This is a genomic window from Absiella sp. AM29-15, from assembly GCF_003434225.1.
In the GTDB taxonomy this organism is placed as follows: domain Bacteria; phylum Bacillota_I; class Bacilli_A; order Erysipelotrichales; family Erysipelotrichaceae; genus Hoskinsella; species Hoskinsella hominis.
Genome location: NZ_QVFL01000003.1, coordinates 127,642 through 150,493 on the forward strand (window position 1 = coordinate 127,642; position 22,852 = coordinate 150,493).

Here is a 22,852-nt window from a genome sequence, read left to right on the forward strand (position 1 = left end):
AATTATGTGATAGACGTCTTAAATTTTAGAAAAAGTCTGTGACTTTACGAAATCTCTTTTTTTTTCACATAATTTAGTCTAAAATAAAGGTAAGAGGTGATTTGCGTGAAAAAAGTGATTTGTGTTGTAGAAGACGAAAAAGCAATCAATGACCTTGTTGCTCAGTATCTGAAAAAAGAAGGTTACGAAGTAAGAAGCTATTATACATACGAAGAAGCAAGTGCACATGTTAGTGATGATGATGTACATTTGTGGATCTTAGATATCATGTTGGATGATAAAAGCGGTTTTGATTTAATTGAAGAAATTCGTTTACAGGGAAAAGATATTCCTGTCATCTTCATGTCTGCCCGTGATAAAGAATTTGACCGTATCATTGGACTGGAGAAAGGTAGTGATGATTATATCACGAAACCATTCTCACCAAAGGAAATGGTATTACGTGTTAACAACGTTATGAAGCGTGTATACAAAGAAGAAAACAACCGTATTATGGTTGATGGATATGAGTTGGATGAGGAACAGCGTAAAGTCTTTGATCATGGAAGTGAAATAGATTTGACCACAAAAGAATTTGATTTGTTAATGCTGTTTATCAAAAATAAAGGAATGGCATTCAACCGTGATAAGATTCTGACAAGTGTCTGGGAAGAAAATTATTTTGGAAGCGACCGTGTTGTGGATGATACCCTTCGTCGTTTGCGTAAAAAACTGCCAAACTTGAATATTCATACCATTTATGGATATGGGTACAGGTTAGGTTAATATGAAACGTTTTAATGAATTTATCAAACAGTTATCACTAACACAACAGCTGTTCGCATTAATTTTCTGTTTTGTGACATTCTTTGCGCTGTTTTTCTTTGTATATCTGAATGGAAATGTCGATCAGGTATTGCGTGGCAGAGAATATGATATGATCAAAGAAAACCAGGAAACCAGTGTAGCGTTAAAAGAGAATACGATTCTTTCTGGACAGGATAAATATCCTGTCATCGCAAATGTACAGACAATCTCTTTTGTGATTCAGGATGGCAGAGGCTATCAATCATCAAATTTAGGTGCATCAGAAGCAGAATGGGAATGCATTTTAAATGATATTGCCACCATGAATAAAAAAGGTGCCAGTGAATGGAGTGGCTTTTATCCAGGCGGTAAAAAAGATTCTTATTATTATATCACAAAAGTAGATGATAACCAGTATCTGATTTCCCGCAGTGTTTCCAGCAGCTTTGATAAATATAAAGATGAACTGGTCAGCCGTGTCATTTATATTACAGTGATCGTTGTAGGATTCTTTTTCATTATCCTGATGATGTGGGTCATTACTCTGATTCATCCATTAAACCAGATACGTAATTATATTGAGCGTGTCAAACAGGGAAAAGATGCAGAACTGCATGTTAATCGTAAAGATGAGATTGGTGAACTTGCGGAAGCACTCATCAGTATGCGTGAAGAACTGCGTAAACAGGAAAAGACCAAAGAAGATATGATTCATAATATTTCTCATGATTTGAAAACACCAATTGCGACAATCAAGTCTTATGGGGAAAGTATCAAAGATGGCATTTATCCATATGAAACTTTGGAAAAGAGCGTGGATGTCATTATCGAAAATGCAGATCGATTAGAAAATAAAGTGCATTCTTTATTATTTATGAATCGTGTAGAATATTTGATTTCTCAGGATGCTGAAGGTATTTCTTCTGATATGAAGGAAATCGTGGAAAAAGTTGTACAGGCAAATAAAGTAATCAAACCGGAAATTGAATTTATCACAGATTTAGAAGAAGTGTGGTTTGATGGTTTAGCCGAACCTTGGCGTGTTGCTGTGGAAAACATTGTGGAAAACGCATTGCGCTATGCGAAAACAAAGATAGAAATCCATTTGAATGAAGAAGAAGGATTAACGATTGCCAATGATGGTCCTTGTATGGAAGAGGATCGTATCAAAGTGCTGTTTAAGCCTTATGAAAAAGGACAAGGTGGAAAATTTGGCCTTGGCTTATCCATCGTATCCAAAGTCGTTGCCGCAAACCATTATGAAGTATGTGGTGAAAATACAGAAGATGGTGTAATCTTTAGAATCACAAAACCAAAACCAGAAGGAAAGAAGGGACGTTAGTTTCTTCTTTTTTCTGTATAATTTTCCAATCTTTGTGTTTCTCATGATATACTGAAACTAGGTGATGAAAAATGAAACATAAGTTAATCGTAGCGCTAAGCATTCTTTTATGCTTGAGTGGCTGTTCCACAAAACCGGATGAAAAACCTGTGGATAAAACAGAAGAGCATCAGGAAGAAAGCATAAAAACTATGGAAATTGATGGTATGATAGAAGATATTACAAGTACACGTATTATAATTAAAGCCCCGAAAGAAACAATATCTATGAATAGAGAAAAAGCAGATATTAGCGGCGATTTGATTGTAGGTAATAAAGCACATGTGACATATAAGGAACAAGATGATGACAGGATTGCCATACAGATACAAATAAGCAGTGAAACAAAAAGTGATATTGATGAGATGATTTTTAATATGACATTGGAAGAAAAGGTGGGGCAAATGTTTATGGTGCGTTGTCCAACATCTGAGGCGTTAGAAGCAATCGATACATATCATATGGGTGGCTATATGCTATTTGATGAAACGATTTCGCCTTATACAAAAGATCAATTTATCACAAATAATGAAGCTTTTCAAAGAGAAAGCAAGATTTCGATGCTGATTGGAGTAGATGAGGAAGGCGGCAGTGTCAATCGCTTAAGCTGGTATACAAATTATCGATCACAGCCATTTGCATCTCCGCAAACATTGTATCAGGAAGGTGGATTTAATCGCATTATAGAGGATACAAAAGAAAAAGATGCGTTATTGAAATCACTTCAAATCAATGTGAATTTTGCGCCTGTCAGCGATGTATCCACAAACCCATCAGATTTTATATATCCTCGTGCATTTGGAAAAGATGCTGCACAGACTTCAGAGTACGTAAAAACCGTTATAAATACAATGAAAACAGATCAAATGGGAAGTGTACTCAAACATTTTCCAGGGTATGGCAACAATCAGGATACCCATACAGGAAGTTCTCTAGACAAGCGTTCTTATGATAATTTTGTGAAGCAGGATTTTTTACCATTTGAAGCAGGTATAGAAGCTGGGGCAGGATCAATACTTGTATCTCATAATATAATCATGGCAGTGGATGAAAATAATCCAGCGTCTTTATCTCCAAAACTGCATGAAATTCTTCGTCAGGATTTAAATTTTGATGGTGTGATTTTTACAGATGATCTTTTTATGGATGCGATACGTAAAACCAGAGGGCTTGAGGAGGGGGCGATTGAGGCCGTGGAAGCAGGCAATGATATGCTGATTATCCGAAATTATAAAGTCCAGATACCAGCGGTTTTGCGCGCAGTAAAAGAAGGTACGATAAAAGAAGAACGTATCAATGAAAGTGTTAAACGTATTTTGCTTTGGAAAAAACAATTAGGATTAATTTAAAATGAACATACATGCATGTGTGTTCGTTTTTTTCTATTGGTCTAATTCTGTAGGATACTGTCATATACTTATCATAGATAGGAGGTATCATACGATGGAGGAACAAGATAATCATATCAATCTTACAATCAAAGGTACTGGTCAGGGCGTTATTCTGTTACATGGCTGGGGACAAAATGCATATATGATGAAGTTTATTCAGGATCATCTTTCTAAGCGCTTCTGTGTGATGAATCTGGATCTTCCAGGATTTGGCGATAGTGAGGAGCCTGAAAGGGTGTGGAATATACAAGATTATGCAAATTGTATACATGCATTGGCTGATCAATATCATATGGAATGCCCGATTCTCATTGCACATTCATTTGGCGCAAGAATTGCATTTCGTTATGCTTTATCATATCCAGTAAAGAAAATGATTTTAACTGGTGCAGCAGGGATAAAAAAACATTATACATGGGATTATTATTTGCGGGTTTATACTTATAAGATATTGAAGAAAATGAAGATCAAAGCAAACCTTGGCAGCAGCGATTATCAAAATGCCAGTGGGATCATGCGGGGGATATTGGTAAAAGCGGTAAATGAGGATATCAGTACGGAATTATCTAAAATTGATGTAGAAACATTGCTGGTATGGGGAGAAAAGGATAATCAGACGCCTCTTTGGATGGGTAAACAGATGGAACATGATATGCAGAACGCCACACTTGTTGTGCTGGAAAAGGAGGACCACTTTGCTTATTTTCATCAAAGCTTTCGTTTTTTACGCATTGTGGATGCTTTCTTAGATGCGTAATATGATCATTTACTGGTTCATTTCCATCTGTTATCTTTATGTGAATATCAAATACAGTACCATGATTCTTCAACAACATCATTATCATAAAGATCGTTACCTGCATTGGCTGAAAAGCAACTGGCTTCAAAAACGTACCCTGCTCATTACGTTATTGTTGTGTTGTATGTATTTGTGTTTTTTACTACATGGGGAATATCGCAAAGAAGTCATCTTATTAATGATGGCACTAACTGCTTATTTCGCATATAAAATCGACCATGAAATAAAATATCGTCTGCCTTTAAAACTAACGCACCGTATCAAACGATTATTGTGTGTGCGTATCTTATTGTACGTGTTATTTTCATGGCTGTTTACACATGCAAATGATACCATATGGATCATTTGTACTCCATGGCTATATTGGCTGCCTTTCTTTGAAATTCTTATATCGCTTGTGATTGTAGAACCATTAGAGCGTATGATTCAACAGTATTATGTCAATGATGCGAAAACAAAACTGTCTAAACGTGATGATTTAACCATCATTGGCATTACGGGCAGTTATGGAAAAACGTCTGTGAAGAACATTTTATATACCTTATTAAGTGATTATTATGATACCCTGATGACTCCTAAGAGTTTTAATAATAAAATGGGAATTACACTTACCATACGAAACTCATTAAAACGCATGCATCAGGTATTCATATGTGAAATGGGCGCAGATCATGTGGGAGAAATATTAGAATTGATGCATTTTGTGAAACCGCAAATAGGTATTGTGACAGCAATTGGTCCCCAGCATCTTGCGACTTTTCATTCTATGGAGCATATTGTACGGGAAAAAATGTATATGATTGAGGAACTGCCAGCAAATGGCTTAGGCTTCTTAAATGCGGATAATGCCTATATCCGCGCACATCCACTTGCCAGTGCATGTAAGATTATCTGGTTTGGTAAAGATATGATTGCGGATTATCGTATCATGGAGATCCAGCCACATGCATCAGGTACGTCATTTTCTATTCAACATGAAAAAGAAGTATATGGTTTCGATATCAAATTATTGGGAGAACACAATGTGTATAATACATGTGCAGCAATCGCTGTAGCACATGAAATGGGGTTGCCATTTACAAGACTTCAGGAGCTGACTAAAGAAATACCTTATGTAAAGCATCGTCTTGAAATCGTTTCTACTACCCCCTACACCTTGATTGATGATGCATATAATGCCAATCCAACAGGTGCTCACAATGCTTTACAGGTATTAAAAGCGATGAAAGAGCGCGCCATCATCGTCACACCGGGGATGATTGAATTAGGCGATAGAGAAGATATCGCTAATGAAAAATTCGGAAAAGAAATGGCACATTGTGTAGATGAAGTGATTCTGGTTGGTATCAAAGTAACAAACAGAATTCAAAAAGGATTAATGGAAGAAGGGTTTGATGAAAATCATCTGCATATCTGTAAAGATTTTGCACAGGCAATGAAAGTGTTAAAAGAAATCGTACAGGAGCATGATGTGGTATTGCTGGAAAATGACCTGCCAGATGCGTTTTCACATTAACCAAATTTCCATAGGCGCATATACTAGCGTAAAAGCGGAAAGGAAGATCATATGAAAACGAACATTGTGGTAGCGTTTGGAGGAGAATCGGTTGAGCACGAAATCAGTATCTTATCAGCAATGCAGGTTATGGCAGCACTAGATAAAGAAAAATATGAAATCATCCCATTATATATCGCAAAGGATGGCAGAATGTATAGTGATGAGATGTTGATGGATTTAAATTTATATCAGGATTTGGATGAAATACAGGCAACGTTTTCGGAAGTTAGTTTGATTAGAAGAGAAGACCGCAATTATGTCATCCCTTCTCATCATCATTTTTTTAGAAAAGAAATAGAATTTGATATGGTATTTCCCGTCTTACATGGCACCTATGGGGAAGATGGCAGTTTTCAGGGATATTGTAAAACATTAAGAATTCCATTTATCGGCAGTGATGTTTGTGGTGCAGCAATTGGACAGGACAAAGTCATTATGAAACAATTGCTTCAGGAGGAAGGCATTCCTATTACTCCTTGGTTTCATGTATCCCTGTATCAAAAACTAGACGAGGCATTTTTTGCGAAGGCAAAACGATTGGGATATCCGTTGATCATAAAGCCAGCCAATTTAGGCAGCAGTGTCGGTATTCAAATCGCAAGAGATGATACACAGCTTCATAAAGCTTTAATTGAAGCATTTCAATATGATATCCAGGTTGTTGTGGAAAAACTTTTGACGCATGTAAAAGAAATCAATTGTTCTGTATTGGGGGATGAGGAACATGTACGCTGTTCAGAGTTAGAAGAAGTGAGAAAGATGGATGATATCTTATCTTATCAGGATAAATATATTCAGGATGGCGGTAGTAAAGGCATGGCAAGTGCTTCCCGAATCCTTCCAGCACTAATGGATGATGAAACAAGAGATGAAATACAACGATATGCCGCACTAACCTTTGAAATTCTCAAAGCAAGAGGTGTAGCTCGCATCGATTTTCTGATTGATGAAGATACACAGGATATTTATGTGAATGAAATTAATACCATTCCTGGTTCTTTATCTTATTATCTGTGGGAGGCAAGTGATCTTCCTTTTTCAAGTCTTTGTGATGAGTTGATTGAATTATCAAGAAAAAATGCCAGAAGAAACCGGAAACAGATTCATAGTTATCAAAGTAATATTTTAAAAGAAGCAAATGGCTTAAAATTAAACAAATAAAAAGGGGAGATACCTCCCTAATCATAACGTTTACGATACTCATTAGGCGACATATTTGTTGCCTTTTTAAATACCTGAGAAAAGTAAGACTGTGATGAAAAACCAGAAGATTCCGCAATTTGCGCAATCGGATAATTGGTCGTTTCTAACAGCTCCTTCGCACATTCCACACGTTTGCTAATCAGATAATTGATAGGTGAAACACCTTTATACTGTTTAAAAACATGTACTAGATAATACTTATTCATATAGCTTTTTTCACTTAGTAATTCCAATGTAATATCTTCACGGAAATGGTTATTGATATACTGCTCCACAAAGCGACATTCCTTTGTGATCTTCTGACTTGGTGCTACAATCATGTTAGCCTTGGTTCTTCGCACCATATTAATAATTAATACTTCTAATAAATCCTGACATACGATTTCATATTCTTCATCTTCATGCTCGATTTCCTGTAGTAAGGTCTTTAGATAAAAAAGAATTTCATGTTTATAATTATAATAATTATGTACGCTGTAATCATCCTGTTCGCCTTGTTTAGTGAGTGTGGTAAACTGTAGACCTTCAATACCTAATACAATATATTCTAACGGTTCTGTGTTTTTACTCATTTCAGTATGCATCACATTTGGATTCACGATGATTAAATCATCTTCTTTTATATCAAAGATTTCTTCATTTGCCTGAAAACTTCCACGTCCTCTTAATACATAAAACAACTCTGTACAATGATGGGCATGCGGTGTAGAATGCCAGTCTTTTTCATATAAAGATGTGGAAATATATAACAAATGGAAATTCATTTTTTCAATTTGTTGATGTCCTTTAAATTGATAGCGCTTTATACTCATAATATCACCTGATGACATTATATCAAATTCTTTGCCAAATTTGAAAAAATATTGTCAAAAAAACAAATTAAGCAATTTATCTAAAAAATCGGAAAAGGATATTAAAAAAATCCGATAACCACGCTGTCTACGTGAAATAAATTTTATATATATTGTAAAAAAGGCGAAAATGCCGATTTGACAATCATGCAATTCTTTTTTACAATGAGGGCAGGAAAAGATGAAAAATAGGAGGATAGTTCATTTATGAAAACGAAAGGACGCGTAACCGTTCCAACGGATGTGGATGTCATTGACGAAACATTACGTATCATTGATTTATGGGGTGCTGATGCAATCCGTGACTGTGATGGAACCAATATGCCAGAAGAACTAAGCAAATTAGACATCAAGCAGTATGCAACTTACTACACAACAAGAAAAGACAACGCATGGGCAACAGCTCATCCAGAAGAAATCCAGCAGATGTATCTGATGAGTGATCCTACAACTGCAACGAAAACATCACTTCGCATTCCATTGATGAAGCATTATTATGAAAAACAATTAAAGGTCAATACGATAGATGATATCAAACGCTGGTGGGAAGTCATTGATCGTACAACGGGAGAAGTTTTCCCTGTGGAAAACTGGAGTTATGATGAAAATACACAGGAAGTAATTTTAAATGACTGTGTACCATTTCATGCATATACCGTATCATTCTTAGCCTTTGTTATTTGGGATCCTGTACATATGTACAATGCCTTAACAAATGAATGGAAAGGTGAAGAACATCAGATGACATATGATGTACGTCAGCCCAAAACACAGGCATATGTGATTGAAAAATTAAAACGTTGGATCAAGGAACATCCAGAAGTAGATGTTATCCGTTTTACTACATTCTTCCATCAGTTTACCCTGATGTTTAATGATCAGGCAAAAGAGAAATTCGTGGACTGGTTTGGCTATAGTGCCAGTGTATCACCATATATCTTGAAACAGTTTGAAGAAGAAGTTGGATATCCATTCCGCCCGGAATATATCATTAATCAGGGATACCACAATTCAACATTCTGTGTACCAACCAAAGAATATAAAGACTTTATGCAGTTTCAGATGAGAGAAGTCGCAAAACTTGTGAAAAAGCTTGTGGATATCACCCATGAAGCTGGCAAAGAAGCCATGATGTTTTTAGGCGATCACTGGATCGGTACTGAACCATTTGGACCATATTTCAAGGATTTGGGAATTGATGCAGTCGTAGGTTCTGTAGGAAGTGGAACTACCCTTCGTTTAATCAGTGATATTCCAGGTGTTCGCTATACAGAAGGTAGATTTTTGCCATACTTCTTCCCAGATGTATTCTGTGAAGGCGGCGATCCTATCAAAGAAGCAAAAGAAAACTGGGTAACCGCAAGACGTGCCATTTTACGTTCACCACTTGATCGTATCGGATATGGCGGATATTTAAAACTTGCGTTAAAGTTCCCAGATTTCGTAGATTATATCACATCTGTATGTGATGAATTCAGAGAACTGTATGAACATGTACATGGCGCAACACCTTATGTTATGCCATTTAAGGTAACCATTTTAAACAGCTGGGGAAAAGTGCGCAGCTGGGGCACCCACATGGTAGCACATGCGTTATGGTATAAAGAAATCTATAGTTATTCTGGTATTTTGGAAGCATTGAGTGGTATGCCATTTGATGTGCAGTTTATCAGCTTTGATGATATCCTAAATGATGAACATGTTTTAGATGGTGTAGGAGTTATCATTAACGCTGGGGATGCATACACCGCATATAGTGGTGGAGAATATTGGGATAATCCTAAAATCGTAGCTGCTCTTCGTAAATTTGTTTATGAAGGTGGAGGCTTTATCGGTGTAGGGGATCCAAGTGCTTACCAGAAAGAAGGACACTTCTATCAACTATACGATGTTCTTGGTGTAGACAAAGAATTAGGTTTCTCTTTATCCACTGATAAATATAACTGGAATGAACAGGCTCATTTCTTAAATGAAGGTTTACACGATCCTTTCTTTGGTGAAGAAATCAAGAATGTATTCGCATTAGATGAAACAATCGTATTAAAAGATAATCGTCATAATATTCAATTTGCGACAAATACCTATGGCAAAGGAAGAAGCGTATATTTAAGTGGTCTGCCTTTCAGCTTTGAAAATGCAAGATTACTATATCGCTGCTTATTCTATGCTGCACATGAGGAAGAAAACATGAAGAAATGGTACAGTGAAAACTGTAACGTTGAAGTCAATGTTTATCCAAATACCAACAGTTATTGTGTTGTGAATAACACATATGAACCACAAAGCTCTACGATTTATACTGATAAAGACAGTTACCAGATTGATCTTGAAGCTAATGAGATCCGCTGGTTCACAATCGACTAAAACAAAAGCCACGATTTGTGGCTTTTTATTTGTGATGTGGAATCATATTAACGGCTTTTTTACCTTTGATTAATTTTGTTCCATCACTATAACCTTCTTCACGATCCTTTAGCTCTTGAATCAATATGTTTCTTAATTCATCAATACGTTTTTGATATGTTTCATCATGAATGGCATCATGACTTTCCCTTGGATCATTTATTAAATCAAAGTATTGTTCCTGTCCTGTTTCACTATACCAGATAAATTTATCCTGTGGTGTCACGATATAGTGATTAGAGAAAGCGGAATGAAAACTATGCTCCCCATGCAGGTATTCACGTATCTCTTGTGTATCACTTAATACATTCTTGACAAGGGAAATACCATCCACGCTATCAGGTACGTCGATATCACAAAGCTCTAACAGTGTTGGCATGATATCACGTAGTTCTGCGATCCCCTCTACTTTATGTGGAATGATGGGTGCGATATTTTTTCCAATATGCATAAGAAATGGGATATGGGTGCTTCCTTCATAAGGGAACACTTTGCGCCATAAGCTGTGATCAAATAACATTTCTCCATGATCTGATACAAAGACGATAATCGTATCATCATATACACCTTCTTCATGAAGGGCAGTTATGATTCTGCCTATCTGATGATCAACATGGGAAATAGAACCATAATATCCAGCCATGGCATTCTTGCGACTTTCTTCATCGTTACAGCCATAAATGGAATCGCAGATGTAACCAAAGGCATTGGTTTTTTCAATATCATCCCAATCACCATGTGCTGGTTTTCTTAAGTCTTTATCTTTGTACATATCGAAGTAGCTTTGCGGAGGATCTAATGGCTGGTGTGGTCGTACAAAGCTTGACATTAAAAAGAAAGGCTTTGTATGATCTCTTGTCTGTAAGTAGCGGATACTTTGATCTGCGACCCAGTTGGTTGGATGAAGGCGTTCTTCATAGATCCATGGGTGAGTTACCCATGAGTTGCATTCAGCACCACTTGCATTGAAATCAGCACTTCTTCCATAGATATTTTGAAGATCATATAAATAATCATCACTTACTTCTTGATGCATCCAATGAGGGATATGATTGTTTCGATAACATCCCAAGTATCCATCATGCAGCTTCAATCCTTGAAAGCCACAGGATAAACGTGGGGGATGTACATGCATTTTTCCAATACATTGTGTTTGATAGTCTGCATTGGAAAACTCCTCTGCCATATAATGATCATATTCCCATGCGACATTATCTTCATAGCCTACTCTGCCATGGCCTTTCTGACTTCTTCCAGTAAGCAATGCTGCTCTTGCGGGAATACAGCTAGGGGTAGCACTATAAGCGTTTGTAAAGCAGATGCCATCTGCGACTAAGGAATCTAAATAAGGCGTTTTAACATCAGGATGTCCTGCAAAAGATAAGCAGTCACCACGAAACTGATCACACATTAGTAATAATATATTCGGTTTATTTTTCATTGTTTTTCTCGCTCCTGTTCTTTTTTATTATAAAGCATTGTAAATGAAAACGGAATCATTTAAAATAAGAAAGCTAATTTCTTTATGAAATATAGCAACATCCCTTATAATGGTATTAACGACAGGGAAATGTATTTTTATGTCTATCATATGTAATATATTTTTAGATTTATCGCTTTTTTGCTTATTATCGCAATATATATAAAATTAGTAACAACATTATGTATGGTAAAAGCGGTTACAATTGGCTATAATGTAGACATGGAAAACATAATCCACAAGGAGGAAACGGGAGATTATGAAAAAATTATTGAAAGTCGGTTGCTCAGCATTAGTATTAGCGACCCTTGTTGCCGGCTGTGGTAGTAAAGATGACGGCAAGAAAAGTGATGCTCCAACAGAAGGAGGAAAACGTGTCTTAAAAATTGACGCATTTGATGGCGGTAACGGCCAGAAATTCTTAACTGATTTGAAAGAAGCTTTTGAAAAAGAACACAAAGATGTAACAATCGAATTACGTGTTGAAAAAGAACTTCCTACATTATTGGATAAAGAAAACGCTACTGGAAAATATTCAGATGTTGTTTACTTTAACTTAGGTCAGCCTTCTTCATACACAGAAACTCAGTTAAATACTGGTGAAGTTGCGGACATTAGTGATGTATTCAAAGATTTAGGTGATAAAGTTGACAAGTCATTTGTTAATAGTTCTGTTTCTCAGTATATGGGAGATGGAAAGAACTATCTGGCTCCAATCAGCTATACACCAGCTGGATTCTACTATAACACAAACCTTGTTGGTGAAGGTAAGAAATATGCATTACCTGAAACTTGGGATGATATGTGGGCATTAGGCGAACAAGCTAAGAAAGATGGAATCGCATTATTTACATATCCACAGGCTGGATACTTCGATACTACATTAATGGGTATGTTAGACCAGGTTGGCGGATTAGAATATTTCACAAAAGCATTGAAATATGAAGACGGTACTTGGGATTCTGACAATGGTAAGAAAGTAACTGAAACTATTTCTAAATTAGTAAGTAATTACTTATGGTCAGATACAGTAGCTAATGCGAATACAAAAGATGGTTTCACTAACAACCAGCAGGCTGTTCTTGATGGAAAAGCATTGTTTATGCCTAACGGTTCTTGGGTAGTTGGTGAAATGGAAAAAACTACACCTAAGGATTTCCACTGGGGTGTAATGGCACTTCCTGCATTTGAAAAAGGCGGAGAAAGAGTTGCTACAGCGTTCACAGAACAAATGTGGATTCCAAAGCAAGCTGCTAACATTGCTGATGCAAAAGAATTCTTGAAATTTATCTATTCTGACGCAGGTGCTGATATTATGATGAAATATGGTTTGGTAGTTCCTATTCAGGGTGCTAAAGATAAGATTTCTGATCCATTAACAAAAGAATTCTATGGTATTTATGATAACGAAAACGTACGTGCATCTGTAGGTGCTTACGCTCCTTATGACACTACAAAAGTTAAAGAACAATTTAAAGACGTAGTATATGGACCAATTAACGATATCGCTAATGGTAAATCAGATGCAGCTGCATGGCAGAAACAGTTGACTGATTTCTGGAAGAAATTAAAAGCAAACCCAGTTGCAACTAAATAAACTACTACAGTAATTAATAAACTTTAAAGCGGTGAGCTAATTACTCATCGCTTTTTAAAAGAATAAAAGGAGGAACATCCATGACAAAAAAGAAAGCACAAAAAAGATTTGTATTTGCATGTCTGGCTCCGGCAATCATATTGGTATGCTTATTTATGGTTTATCCAACACTTCAGGTATTTAGGATTTCCATGTTTGAAAAGCCAAAATTTGTAAGTCCGGAAACGTTCGTTGGATTAGGCAACTTCAAGGAATTGATGAGTGATATGACATTTGTTGAATCCTTACAGAATACAATTTTGATTATTGTCATCGTAACATTATTTACAGTCATATTAGCAATCTTGTTTGCGACTCTATTGACAAGAGAAAATTTCAAAGGAAAAAATATTTTCCGAGTAATCTTCTATATTCCTAATATTTTGAACATTGTTGTTATTGCAGGTATCTTCTCAGCAATCTATGCACCAAGCAATGGTTTGTTAAACAGCCTGTTGGTAACACTTCATCTGGATGGATTGACACAGCAGTGGATGGGTAATCCGGATATCGTATTGTATTCCATTATCGCAGCCCTTGTATGGCAGGCAATTGGATACTATATGGTAATGTATATGGCAAGTATGACTTCTATTCCAGAAAACTTATATGAAGCAGCTTCATTAGAGGGCGCTTCAAAGTTAAAACAGTTCTTTATGATTACACTTCCATTGATTTGGGACAATATCCGTACAACATTGACATTCTTCGTAATTTCAACAATCAACTTAAGTTTCATGTATGTACAGATCAATACCGATGGTGCATTAGGCACAGAAGTTGCATTAAACTATATGTATAAACAAGCATTTGGTGGTAACTTCGGTTATGGTATGGCAATCGGTGTTTGTGTATTTATTTTCTCATTTGGTCTTGCAGGTATCTTGAACAAGATCACAAATCGAGAAGTGTTAGAATACTAGGAGGGGTGAATTATGAAAAAGAAAGAAAAAATGTCATCACATGCCTGGTATAAAATATTTGTATACTTTGCAATGATCGTATTTGCGATTACAATCGTTGTACCTATTGCCTGGGTATTCTTAGCAAGTTTAAAAAGTCAATTAGAGCTTGTTGGTGATCCTTGGACATTACCAGAAGTATTATTATGGAGTAATTATGCAACGGCATTTACCAAAGCACATATGGGTGATTATCTAATCAACTCAGTTATGGTAACTGCAATGGCTTTGGTTATTTTATTAATCGTTGCATTGCCAGCTTCTTATGTATTAGCAAGATTTAACTTTAAAGGGAAAAAAGCAGCGAATATGTTGTTTATGGCGGGGTTATTTGTTAACGTAAACTACATTGTATTGCCAATTTATCTGATGTTATTTAATGTGGATAAAGCATTGGGATTAACGAACTTCTTATTAAATAATAAGCTGGTTCTTGCCATTGTTTATGCATCTACATCTCTTCCATTTACGATTTATCTGTTAAGTGGATTCTTCAAGACTCTTCCAAAGGCATATGAAGAAGCAGCCTTGATTGATGGATGTGGATACTTTAAAACTATGACTAAGATTATGATTCCAATGGCTCGTCCAAGTATCATTACCGTTATTTTATTCCAGTTCTTATCCTTCTGGAATGAATATATCGTAGCATTTACATTGATGGAAAAAGAAAACTCCACATTGGCTGTAGGATTGAAGTTCCTGATGGCTTCTCAAAGGTCACAGGCAGATTTTGGTGTCATGTATGCCGGCTTAGTTATCGTCATGGTACCAACGCTGATTCTATACATTTTAGTACAAAAGAAACTGACACAAGGTATGAGCCTTGGTGGTCTGAAAGATTAGGAGTTTAGATTATGGGAAAAACAAAGGGTAGAGTAACATTGCCAAGTCAATCAAATTTTCTTGAGCAAACGAAAGATTTATTAAACCGCTGGGGTGCGGATGCCATTCGTGACAGTGATGGAACAAAGCTGGATGATGACATCAAACATCTGGATGCTAAAATTTATACAACATATTTTGTAGCAAGAGGTCATAATGAATTTGCTCAGCAGCATATGGAAGAATGCCAGCAGATTTATCTGATGAGCGCTTATACATTAGCTACTGAGAATCAGGTAAGCATTGCATTTGCGAAAGAATATTTTGATCAACAGGTAACACCTGATTATGATCATGATCCAAAAGTATGGTGGGAAGTGATGGATCGTACAACGGATGAAGTTGTGGATCCAGCAAATTGGGACTATGATAAAGAACATCACATCGTAACAGTCAACAATGTCATACCTTTCCATGAATACACAGTATCTTTCTTAGCATATATCTTATGGGATCCAACACAGATGTATAACCATATCACAAATGACTGGGGAGATAAACCTCATGAAATCCCATTTGATGTAAGAAAACCAGCATCTGCACAATATGTTGTAGATTATCTGAAACAATGGTTGAAAGATAATCCAGATACAGATGTTGTCCGTTTCACAACATTCTTCTATCACTTCACATTGATCTTTAATGCCCGTGCGAAAGAAAAATTCGTTGACTGGTGTGGATATGGTGCAAGTATTTCTACAGAAGCAATGTTGGCATTTGAAAAAGAATATGGATATAAACTACGTCCAGAAGACTTTGTACAGAATGGATATTACAACTCTACATTCTGTGTACCAACAAAAGCGTATCTGGATTATATCGATATGCAGCAGCGCTTTGTAAAAGATAAAGCCAAAGAGCTTGTGGAATTGACGCATGCTGCCGGCAAAGAAGCTATGATGTTTTTAGGAGATAACTGGATTGGTACAGAGCCTTATGGCAAATACTTCCCGGAAATCGGATTAGATGCAGTGGTTGGTTCTGTGGGTAATGGGGCAACACTTCGTTTGATTTCAGATATTCCTGGTGTAAAATATCATGAAGGAAGATTCTTGCCTTACTTCTTCCCGGATACCTTCTATGAAGGAAATGATCCAATTCCAGAAGCAGTAGACAACTGGTTATGCGCAAGACGTGCAATCATGCGTAAACCAATTGATCGTATTGGTTATGGCGGATATCCAAGCTTAGCATATAAATTCCCGAAATTTGTGGATTATATTGAAAAAGTTTGTGATGAATTCCGTTATATTTATGATCATGTACATGAAAATGAACCTTATTGTGGCTTAAGGGTTGCGATATTAAACAGCTGGGGATCTTTACGCAGCTGGCATCCTTATATGGTCGCACATGGATTATATTGTAAACAGATTTATTCCTACAATGGTATGCTGGAAAGCTTATCAGGCGCAAGTGTGGATGTAACATTTATCAGTTTTGATGAAGTGTTGGCACATGGTATCCCAGAAGATATCGATGTAATCATCAACGCAGGTGATGCTGGTACAGCATTCTCTGGTGGAAGCGTATGGAATAATGAAAAACTGGTATCTATGCTTCGTGCATGGGTATACAATGGTGGTGGACTTGTAGGTATCGGTGAACCAACAGCAATTGAAAAAGGTGGACATTTCTTCCAGCTTGCGGATGCATTTGGTGTAGATAAAGAACTTGGCTTTACACTACATACAGATAAATATTTCCATACACCAGTAGAGCAGCACTTCATTACGGAAGATGTTGTGGAAGATTTAAACTTTGGCGAAGGTATGAAAAATATCTATGCACTAAGTGAAGATACACAAATCATCTCTTATAGTAATGGAGAAGTACATTTAAGTACACACACATATGGAAAAGGTCGCTGTGTTTATATCGCAGGACTTCCATATAGTGAACAGAATACAAGAATTCTGATGCGTTCATTATATTATGCAGCTGATAAAGAAGCAGAGTTTAGAAAATGGTATGCGGATAATTTATATTGTGAAGTACATGCTTATCCAAAGAGTGGTACGTATGCAATCTTAAATAATACCAATCGTGAACAAGTTACAAATGTATATGATGGTGAAGGCAACAAGACCAGTGTGACACTGGCACCTGGAGAAATTCGATGGATGGTGATGAATGATGGAAAGTAACATTGTTAAAAATATCGTAATGGCAATCTTGTTCTTCGTATTCCTGGGAATGATCATTGTCGGACAAAAAACCGTATCATTAGGCAATTTAGGTATGGAACTACTTGGATTAGCCGGACTGCTTGTGGAATTATATATCTACAACAAAAAGTATAAATAGGAGGTAACGATATGGCAGAATTATCATTAAAACATATAGATAAGGTATATGACAATAACGTTCAGGCTGTATTTGATTTCAATTTAGAGATCAAAGACAAGGAATTTATTGTATTCGTAGGACCTTCCGGATGTGGAAAATCTACAACACTTCGTATGATTGCCGGTTTGGAGGATATCACTGCAGGAGAATTTTACATTGACGGGAAACTGATGAATGATATAGAACCTAAAGATCGTGATATCGCCATGGTATTCCAGTCTTATGCATTATATCCACACATGAGTGTCTATGACAATATGGCATTTGGTTTACAGCTTCGTAAAACACCAAAAGAAGAAATTGACAAACGTGTTCGTGAAGCAGCTAAAATTTTGGAAATTGAACCATATTTGGATCGTAAGCCAAAAGCATTATCTGGTGGACAGCGTCAGCGTGTTGCGCTGGGGCGTGCAATCGTTCGTAATGCGAAAGTATTCTTAATGGATGAACCACTTTCCAACCTGGACGCAAAATTGCGTGTACAGATGCGTAGTGAAATTATCAAACTGCATGAAAGAATCGGAGCTACTTCTATTTATGTAACACACGATCAGACAGAAGCCATGACAATGGCCGATCGTATCGTTGTTATGAAAGGTGGATATATCCAGCAAATTGGGGCACCAAAAGAAATTTATAACAATCCTGCTAACATGTTTGTCGCAGGATTCCTGGGAGCACCAGCAACAAACTTTGTGAAAGGTACATATACTCATAAAAAATTCGTTACAGATGGACAGGAAATCATCGTTCCGGATATGTTTATTGAAAGCTTACAGCCATATGAAGGCAAAGAGCTAGTCATGGGTATTCGTCCAGAAGATTTACATGGAGAAGGTATTGTTGCGGAAACTTATCCAAGTGCAGCATTTGATTTCCATGTGGAAGTCAGTGAATTGTTAGGACATGAATATATCCTTCATGGAAGCTTCCACAATCAGCCAATGAATGCGAAGGTTGCGGCTAGAATTGAAGCGAAACCTCATGAAACAATCGCATTGACAATGGATTTAAGTAAAGTACATTTCTTTGATCCAGAAACTGAAAATAGAATTATGTAGTTGATTACTGAATGGTCAGTTGCAATTCATATTAACTCTTTCCTTCTCTTGATTCGATATGATCATTCAGTTTCATAGGGATTGCGTAAGGGGATGCTGCCTCTTACGCATATCCTGCCAGAGCCAAAAAAAGAATAAGGTACAAAAAAGTGGAGAACGAGCGCTTAGCGTTCGTTTTCCACTTTTTATAATCTAATCATTTGATTTTGATTTGTAGTTGTGTGATAAATTCTTCTTCAATCTTGGTTTCATGATCATCAATGATAAAGAATTCCATTGCATAATCATCTATTTCATAACCATGTGTATGGGCATAGGTTAATAACGCTTTGATATAGGTGTTGCTTTCATCACGTTTTCCTTTATAATAATACGTCAGATAATCTCCTTCTGGTAATAAAAACTCATAAGATTCTAGATTATCTCCCACAATAAATACACTGTGTGGATGAATATCATTCTCATCACTCATATCAAGGAAATAACCGGTATTGAAATTACCGATGATAAACAGATTCTTTTCATATTCTTTTGATAAACGAACCAGCTGTAAATCCGCATCACTTCGATTGGTAGAACTCTTTAACGCAACGCATTTACGTTTATGAAAGTGCTCCTTCTGTATTTGGTTGGGGATGATCTTCTGACTTTGACGAAGTGATTTCTTTCTGATTTTTACACTTTCTTCAATGCGTTTTAATTCTTTAATTTTTTCCTTGATGATTTTTTCTTCTTTTTCCATAAAGGCAAGGGAAGAAGAAATACTTTGATTTTCCAGATATGCTTTAATGCTTTGCATAGAAAAGCCAAGACTTCTTAAATCACGAATGACATTTAGCCGGTGGATATCATTGGTTGTATATTGGCGATATCCATTACTAGCACGTTTTGGATGCAGAATGCCAAGCTCTTCATAATAACGGATAGAATCTACACCGATATTATAAAGCTTACTGATTTCATTAATCTTATAGTAGTTCTTCATAAGCCTCTCCTTATTCTTTATAAATGATCTTCTTTCAGCCATGTTTCATCCACTGGCAGCTCCTTGATATAGGTAATACCATATTGGCTTGGATCTTTGGATTGATGATATTTCATCATGAGATGGGTATCATCGATCTTGCCTGTGATTTCAATTTTACCACTTTGATGTGACATGATGTACTTTAAGCATTTTCCCTGACCATTCTGTTGTGCCTTGGCTTTTTCTACGATATCATAGCCAAGTGCCAGCGGTATTTGAAATTGAGTTTTTACACCACAGACAGGGCGACATTGGAAAATGTAATATGGTACTACACCGATTCGGGTTAGACCCTGTAAAAGTTGTGCTAAAGTATTCGCATCATCATTGACACCTTTCAACAATACTGTTTGATTTTTCACAATGATGCTAGCATCTCTTAATAATTTAACCGCAAGTGTGGATTCCTTTGTGATTTCACGAGGATGGTTAAAATGGGTTACGATATAAATCGGTTTGATATTGTTGTATTCACGAAACATAGTCACAAGTTCTGGATCATTGATGATACGTTGTGGAAATACAACGGGAATCCTGGTCCCAAAACGGATAAAATCCAAATGCTCCATTTTAGAAAAGGTATCTAAGTAGCGTTTAATCATATGATTATCCTGACATAAAGAATCTCCACCGCTGATCAATATATTATTGATTTCCTTATGCTCAGCCACATAGTTCTCAATGGCATCAAAGCGTTTCATGATCTCATCACCAGATAAACCTACCAGCCTTCTTCGGAAACAATGCCGGCAATAAGAAGCACATTGATTGGTGGAAAGAATTAATGCAGTTTGCGCATATTTATGTTGTAGACCAACAACTTTGGTGTTTTCTTTTTCACCACTGGTGTCAAAAGAACCTTCCAAATGAAATTCTTGTAGACTAGGAACAGCAATACGGGCAATAGGATCATGAGGATCATCTTTATTGATCAAAGATAAATAATAGCGTGTGATGGACATAGGGAATTGTTCCAACAGACGATTTAATTTTTTCTTTTCATCTTCTGTAAAATGATAGTACTTGGATAATTCCTCTATGGTTGTGATATTATGATGCAGTTCGTTTTGCCATAGCATAAACATCACCTCTTTTCTTCATCTTAACACCACATCAAGTATACTGCAATGTTGTGAATGATAGCGCAATCACATGAGATGTATACGGGATGATGAAAATTGAGGTTGACTCTAGTATTATACCAGGGTTTATAATGAACAGGCAAGAGGTGAATTATGAATAAAAAAAGACAGTTTTTAAAATTTGTAATACCAAGTGTTGTCAGTATGCTGGTATTTAATCTTTATACGATGGTGGATGGCATCTATGTTGCACGCTTTGTTGGAGAGCATGCATTATCCGCAGTAAATATTTCTATGCCATACATCAACTTTATTTTTGCTTTTTCTATACTATTCTCTGTAGGAACCTCCACGGTTGTGGCAATTTATCGTGGAGAAAATCGATTAGATAAAGCAAACCAAGTATTTACGATCAATACATTTGTATTGGCAATATCTGCAGTTTTGATTACCTTTCTGGCATATTTAAATCTGGATACACTGGCTTTCTTTCTGGGTGCCAGTGAGGTCACGATGCCTTATGTAAAAAACTATCTGGGAATCATCATCTGGTTTTCATTCTTCTTTATTGTATCCTATTCCTTAGAAGTACTAGTCAAAACCGATGGTTTTCCAAAGCTTACTACAGCAGCCATTGCCATTGGTGCCATTACCAATATCGTCATGGACTATGTGTTGGTGGTATTATGTAAGATGGGAATTCAGGGAGCGGCAATTGCGACTGGATTATCCCAGGTATTAACATTTGGTGTGTTTTTCCACCATTTCATCAAACGTAAAGGCAGTATCCACTGGATAAAATGCAGATTGGATTTATCTATCTATCAACGTATCCTTCCCATTGGAACAGCAGACTTTATGAATGAATTATCTGCGGGATTTATTGTATTTGTATTTAATCATGCGATATTGAAATATATTGGAGATGATGGTATCGTAACCTATACGATCATTACGTATATTTATAATATTGTTATGATGACATTTACTGGTATTTCCCAGGGAATGCAGCCACTTGTAAGCTTTTATCGAGGTAAAAAAGAACCCAAAACATGTGCGTTGTTTTTACGATATGGCTTTATATCTACACTGTTGACTTCCATTGTATCCCTTGCCATTTGTTTGATATTGACACCATTACTTGTATCGATCTTTCTTGATTCATCAAGTGGGGAATTGTTTAATGAAAGTGTCAAAGCTTTTCGGGAATACTCCTTATGTTATCTGGTTATCGGATATAACATTGTTGCCAGTGGTTATTTTGCGGCGAGTGAACAAAGTCGTTACTCCTTTACGATATCCGTATTAAGAGGCTTTATCATGATTGCGTTAAGCGTATTATTGATGGGATATCTGTTTCAGGGAGATGGTATTTGGTATGCGACACTTGTATGTGAATCAGTTACATTGCTTGTGAGCGTTACATTTCTTTGGAAACAAAAGAAAAAAGGTGAGGCTGCCCTAAGTATTGCTTAGGATGCTTCACCTTTTTGATGCATCTTTTTTAAGTCCTCTAATAGATAATATAAACGATAGCGATCTTTTTCCTGTAACTCAATATTTGGGTTATACAGATAATGCTGTAATACATCACTGTCTTTCAACATTTCCGCAAAACGGGAATCTGTACGGGACATTTTATCTGAGTGCGTGGCAATTGCACTTGTGATGGCGATTATTTCATCTTCTTTAAACAGTTTTGATTCTTCTAAGATAGATTTTGCTAAAACAGCACTTCGTTGTGCATGATCTTTATGAGGACAATTTTCTGCATAAATTGCAATGTCATGTAACATACCAGCGACACCGGCAAGTTCAACATCAAGTTTCCTTACAGTTGCCAGACAAATGGCACATTGAGAAACACCATAACTATGCAAATAGGCAAACTTTCGATTTTCCTCATTAGCCAGCTTTTGAATAATCTTGTCAGTTTCGATACGAATAAGTTCTAAGCGATCCATTGGTATCACCTTCTTCTACTTTTATTTTATCATT

The 22,852-nt window shown here is 36.5% G+C and carries 19 protein-coding genes; 14 read left to right on the plus strand and 5 right to left on the minus strand.

Going from position 1 to position 22,852, the window contains the following annotated elements:
• Positions 1-105 precede the first annotated feature (105 nt).
• From DW761_RS04385 to DW761_RS04410, 6 genes are all read left to right on the plus strand, one after another.
• Positions 106-765, plus strand: a complete 660-nt coding sequence (locus DW761_RS04385; RefSeq protein ID WP_117453366.1) for a response regulator transcription factor — start codon at positions 106-108, stop codon at positions 763-765.
• 1 nt (position 766) lies between these two features.
• Positions 767-2,128 carry a HAMP domain-containing sensor histidine kinase gene (locus DW761_RS04390; RefSeq protein WP_117453365.1) on the plus strand — a complete coding sequence of 454 codons (1,362 nt, stop codon included), beginning with the start codon at positions 767-769 and terminating at the stop codon, positions 2,126-2,128.
• Between the two features lie 71 nt (positions 2,129-2,199).
• Positions 2,200-3,516 carry a glycoside hydrolase family 3 protein gene (locus DW761_RS04395; RefSeq protein WP_199483549.1) on the plus strand — a complete coding sequence of 439 codons (1,317 nt, stop codon included), beginning with the start codon at positions 2,200-2,202 and terminating at the stop codon, positions 3,514-3,516.
• Between the two features lie 94 nt (positions 3,517-3,610).
• Complete coding sequence (locus tag DW761_RS04400) at positions 3,611-4,315, plus strand: alpha/beta fold hydrolase (protein ID WP_117453364.1); 705 nt, start codon at positions 3,611-3,613, stop codon at positions 4,313-4,315.
• A complete protein-coding gene (locus DW761_RS04405) occupies positions 4,308-5,873 on the plus strand; it encodes a UDP-N-acetylmuramoyl-tripeptide--D-alanyl-D-alanine ligase (protein WP_117453363.1) in 1,566 nt (521 codons plus the stop codon). The genes DW761_RS04400 and DW761_RS04405 overlap by 8 nt, the downstream gene beginning before the upstream one ends.
• A gap of 51 nt (positions 5,874-5,924) precedes the next feature.
• Entirely contained in the window at positions 5,925-7,076 is a 1,152-nt protein-coding gene (locus tag DW761_RS04410) for a D-alanine--D-alanine ligase family protein (protein ID WP_117453362.1), read from the plus strand.
• A gap of 17 nt (positions 7,077-7,093) precedes the next feature.
• Here the strand turns inward: DW761_RS04410 and DW761_RS04415 are convergent, their stop codons facing one another.
• Positions 7,094-7,930 (minus strand): AraC family transcriptional regulator, encoded by an 837-nt coding sequence (locus DW761_RS04415; RefSeq protein ID WP_117453361.1) that lies wholly within the window; start codon positions 7,928-7,930, stop codon positions 7,094-7,096.
• A gap of 246 nt (positions 7,931-8,176) precedes the next feature.
• Here DW761_RS04415 and gnpA (DW761_RS04420) point away from each other — a divergent pair, with 246 nt between their 5' ends.
• Positions 8,177-10,333, plus strand: coding sequence for a 1,3-beta-galactosyl-N-acetylhexosamine phosphorylase (gene gnpA / locus DW761_RS04420; RefSeq protein WP_117516532.1), 2,157 nt, complete (start codon positions 8,177-8,179; stop codon positions 10,331-10,333).
• 25 nt (positions 10,334-10,358) lie between these two features.
• Here the strand turns inward: gnpA (DW761_RS04420) and DW761_RS04425 are convergent, their stop codons facing one another.
• Positions 10,359-11,813, minus strand: coding sequence for an arylsulfatase (locus DW761_RS04425; RefSeq protein WP_117516533.1), 1,455 nt, complete (start codon positions 11,811-11,813; stop codon positions 10,359-10,361).
• Between the two features lie 298 nt (positions 11,814-12,111).
• On the opposite strand from DW761_RS04425, the gene DW761_RS04430 reads away from it, so the two are divergent.
• The 6 genes from DW761_RS04430 to DW761_RS04450 all read left to right on the plus strand — a co-directional run bounded on the left by DW761_RS04430 (position 12,112) and on the right by DW761_RS04450 (position 18,745).
• Complete coding sequence (locus tag DW761_RS04430; protein WP_117453358.1) at positions 12,112-13,449, plus strand: carbohydrate ABC transporter substrate-binding protein; 1,338 nt, start codon at positions 12,112-12,114, stop codon at positions 13,447-13,449.
• Between the two features lie 80 nt (positions 13,450-13,529).
• Entirely contained in the window at positions 13,530-14,411 is an 882-nt protein-coding gene (locus DW761_RS04435) for a carbohydrate ABC transporter permease (RefSeq protein WP_117453357.1), read from the plus strand.
• A gap of 12 nt (positions 14,412-14,423) precedes the next feature.
• Complete coding sequence (locus DW761_RS04440) at positions 14,424-15,296, plus strand: carbohydrate ABC transporter permease (RefSeq protein WP_117453356.1); 873 nt, start codon at positions 14,424-14,426, stop codon at positions 15,294-15,296.
• An 11-nt stretch (positions 15,297-15,307) separates the two neighbouring features.
• Positions 15,308-17,482: a 1,3-beta-galactosyl-N-acetylhexosamine phosphorylase gene (gene gnpA, locus DW761_RS04445; RefSeq protein WP_117453355.1), complete on the plus strand. Its 2,175-nt coding sequence runs from the start codon at positions 15,308-15,310 to the stop codon at positions 17,480-17,482.
• A complete protein-coding gene (locus DW761_RS20960; protein WP_158552214.1) occupies positions 17,469-17,642 on the plus strand; it encodes a DUF6903 family protein in 174 nt (57 codons plus the stop codon). Before gnpA (DW761_RS04445) ends, DW761_RS20960 begins: the two co-directional genes overlap by 14 nt.
• Before the next feature lie 11 nt (positions 17,643-17,653).
• Complete coding sequence (locus DW761_RS04450) at positions 17,654-18,745, plus strand: ABC transporter ATP-binding protein (protein ID WP_117453354.1); 1,092 nt, start codon at positions 17,654-17,656, stop codon at positions 18,743-18,745.
• Between the two features lie 196 nt (positions 18,746-18,941).
• Here DW761_RS04450 and DW761_RS04455 read toward each other — a convergent pair whose 3' ends face one another.
• The gene (locus DW761_RS04455; RefSeq protein ID WP_117516534.1) at positions 18,942-19,730 is read right to left on the minus strand and encodes a MerR family transcriptional regulator; all 789 of its coding nucleotides are present in this window, start codon (positions 19,728-19,730) and stop codon (positions 18,942-18,944) included.
• Positions 19,731-19,747: 17 nt separating this feature from the next.
• On the minus strand, positions 19,748-20,851 hold the full coding sequence (locus tag DW761_RS04460) for a KamA family radical SAM protein (protein WP_117516535.1): 1,104 nt from the start codon (positions 20,849-20,851) through the stop codon (positions 19,748-19,750).
• Positions 20,852-21,007: 156 nt separating this feature from the next.
• Here DW761_RS04460 and DW761_RS04465 point away from each other — a divergent pair, with 156 nt between their 5' ends.
• Positions 21,008-22,330, plus strand: a complete 1,323-nt coding sequence (locus DW761_RS04465; protein ID WP_117516536.1) for an MATE family efflux transporter — start codon at positions 21,008-21,010, stop codon at positions 22,328-22,330.
• Here DW761_RS04465 and DW761_RS04470 read toward each other — a convergent pair.
• Positions 22,327-22,818, minus strand: a complete 492-nt coding sequence (locus DW761_RS04470; RefSeq protein WP_117516537.1) for an HD domain-containing protein — start codon at positions 22,816-22,818, stop codon at positions 22,327-22,329. The genes DW761_RS04465 and DW761_RS04470 overlap by 4 nt on opposite strands.
• Positions 22,819-22,852 lie beyond the last annotated feature (34 nt).

Bases quoted from the DNA above. Each gene is read 5' to 3' on its own strand.
- DW761_RS04390 (WP_117453365.1), top strand. From the start codon at position 767: ATGAAACGTTTTAATGAATTTATCAAACAGTTATCACTAACACAACAG.
- DW761_RS04395 (WP_199483549.1), top strand. From the start codon at position 2,200: ATGAAACATAAGTTAATCGTAGCGCTAAGCATTCTTTTATGCTTGAGT.
- DW761_RS04400 (WP_117453364.1), top strand. From the start codon at position 3,611: ATGGAGGAACAAGATAATCATATCAATCTTACAATCAAAGGTACTGGT.
- DW761_RS04405 (WP_117453363.1), top strand. From the start codon at position 4,308: ATGCGTAATATGATCATTTACTGGTTCATTTCCATCTGTTATCTTTAT.
- DW761_RS04410 (WP_117453362.1), top strand. From the start codon at position 5,925: ATGAAAACGAACATTGTGGTAGCGTTTGGAGGAGAATCGGTTGAGCAC.
- DW761_RS04415 (WP_117453361.1), bottom strand. From the start codon at position 7,930: ATGAGTATAAAGCGCTATCAATTTAAAGGACATCAACAAATTGAAAAA.
- gnpA (WP_117516532.1), top strand. From the start codon at position 8,177: ATGAAAACGAAAGGACGCGTAACCGTTCCAACGGATGTGGATGTCATT.
- DW761_RS04425 (WP_117516533.1), bottom strand. From the start codon at position 11,813: ATGAAAAATAAACCGAATATATTATTACTAATGTGTGATCAGTTTCGT.
- DW761_RS04430 (WP_117453358.1), top strand. From the start codon at position 12,112: ATGAAAAAATTATTGAAAGTCGGTTGCTCAGCATTAGTATTAGCGACC.
- DW761_RS04435 (WP_117453357.1), top strand. From the start codon at position 13,530: ATGACAAAAAAGAAAGCACAAAAAAGATTTGTATTTGCATGTCTGGCT.
- DW761_RS04440 (WP_117453356.1), top strand. From the start codon at position 14,424: ATGAAAAAGAAAGAAAAAATGTCATCACATGCCTGGTATAAAATATTT.
- gnpA (WP_117453355.1), top strand. From the start codon at position 15,308: ATGGGAAAAACAAAGGGTAGAGTAACATTGCCAAGTCAATCAAATTTT.
- DW761_RS20960 (WP_158552214.1), top strand. From the start codon at position 17,469: ATGATGGAAAGTAACATTGTTAAAAATATCGTAATGGCAATCTTGTTC.
- DW761_RS04450 (WP_117453354.1), top strand. From the start codon at position 17,654: ATGGCAGAATTATCATTAAAACATATAGATAAGGTATATGACAATAAC.
- DW761_RS04455 (WP_117516534.1), bottom strand. From the start codon at position 19,730: ATGAAGAACTACTATAAGATTAATGAAATCAGTAAGCTTTATAATATC.
- DW761_RS04460 (WP_117516535.1), bottom strand. From the start codon at position 20,851: ATGCTATGGCAAAACGAACTGCATCATAATATCACAACCATAGAGGAA.
- DW761_RS04465 (WP_117516536.1), top strand. From the start codon at position 21,008: ATGAATAAAAAAAGACAGTTTTTAAAATTTGTAATACCAAGTGTTGTC.
- DW761_RS04470 (WP_117516537.1), bottom strand. From the start codon at position 22,818: ATGGATCGCTTAGAACTTATTCGTATCGAAACTGACAAGATTATTCAA.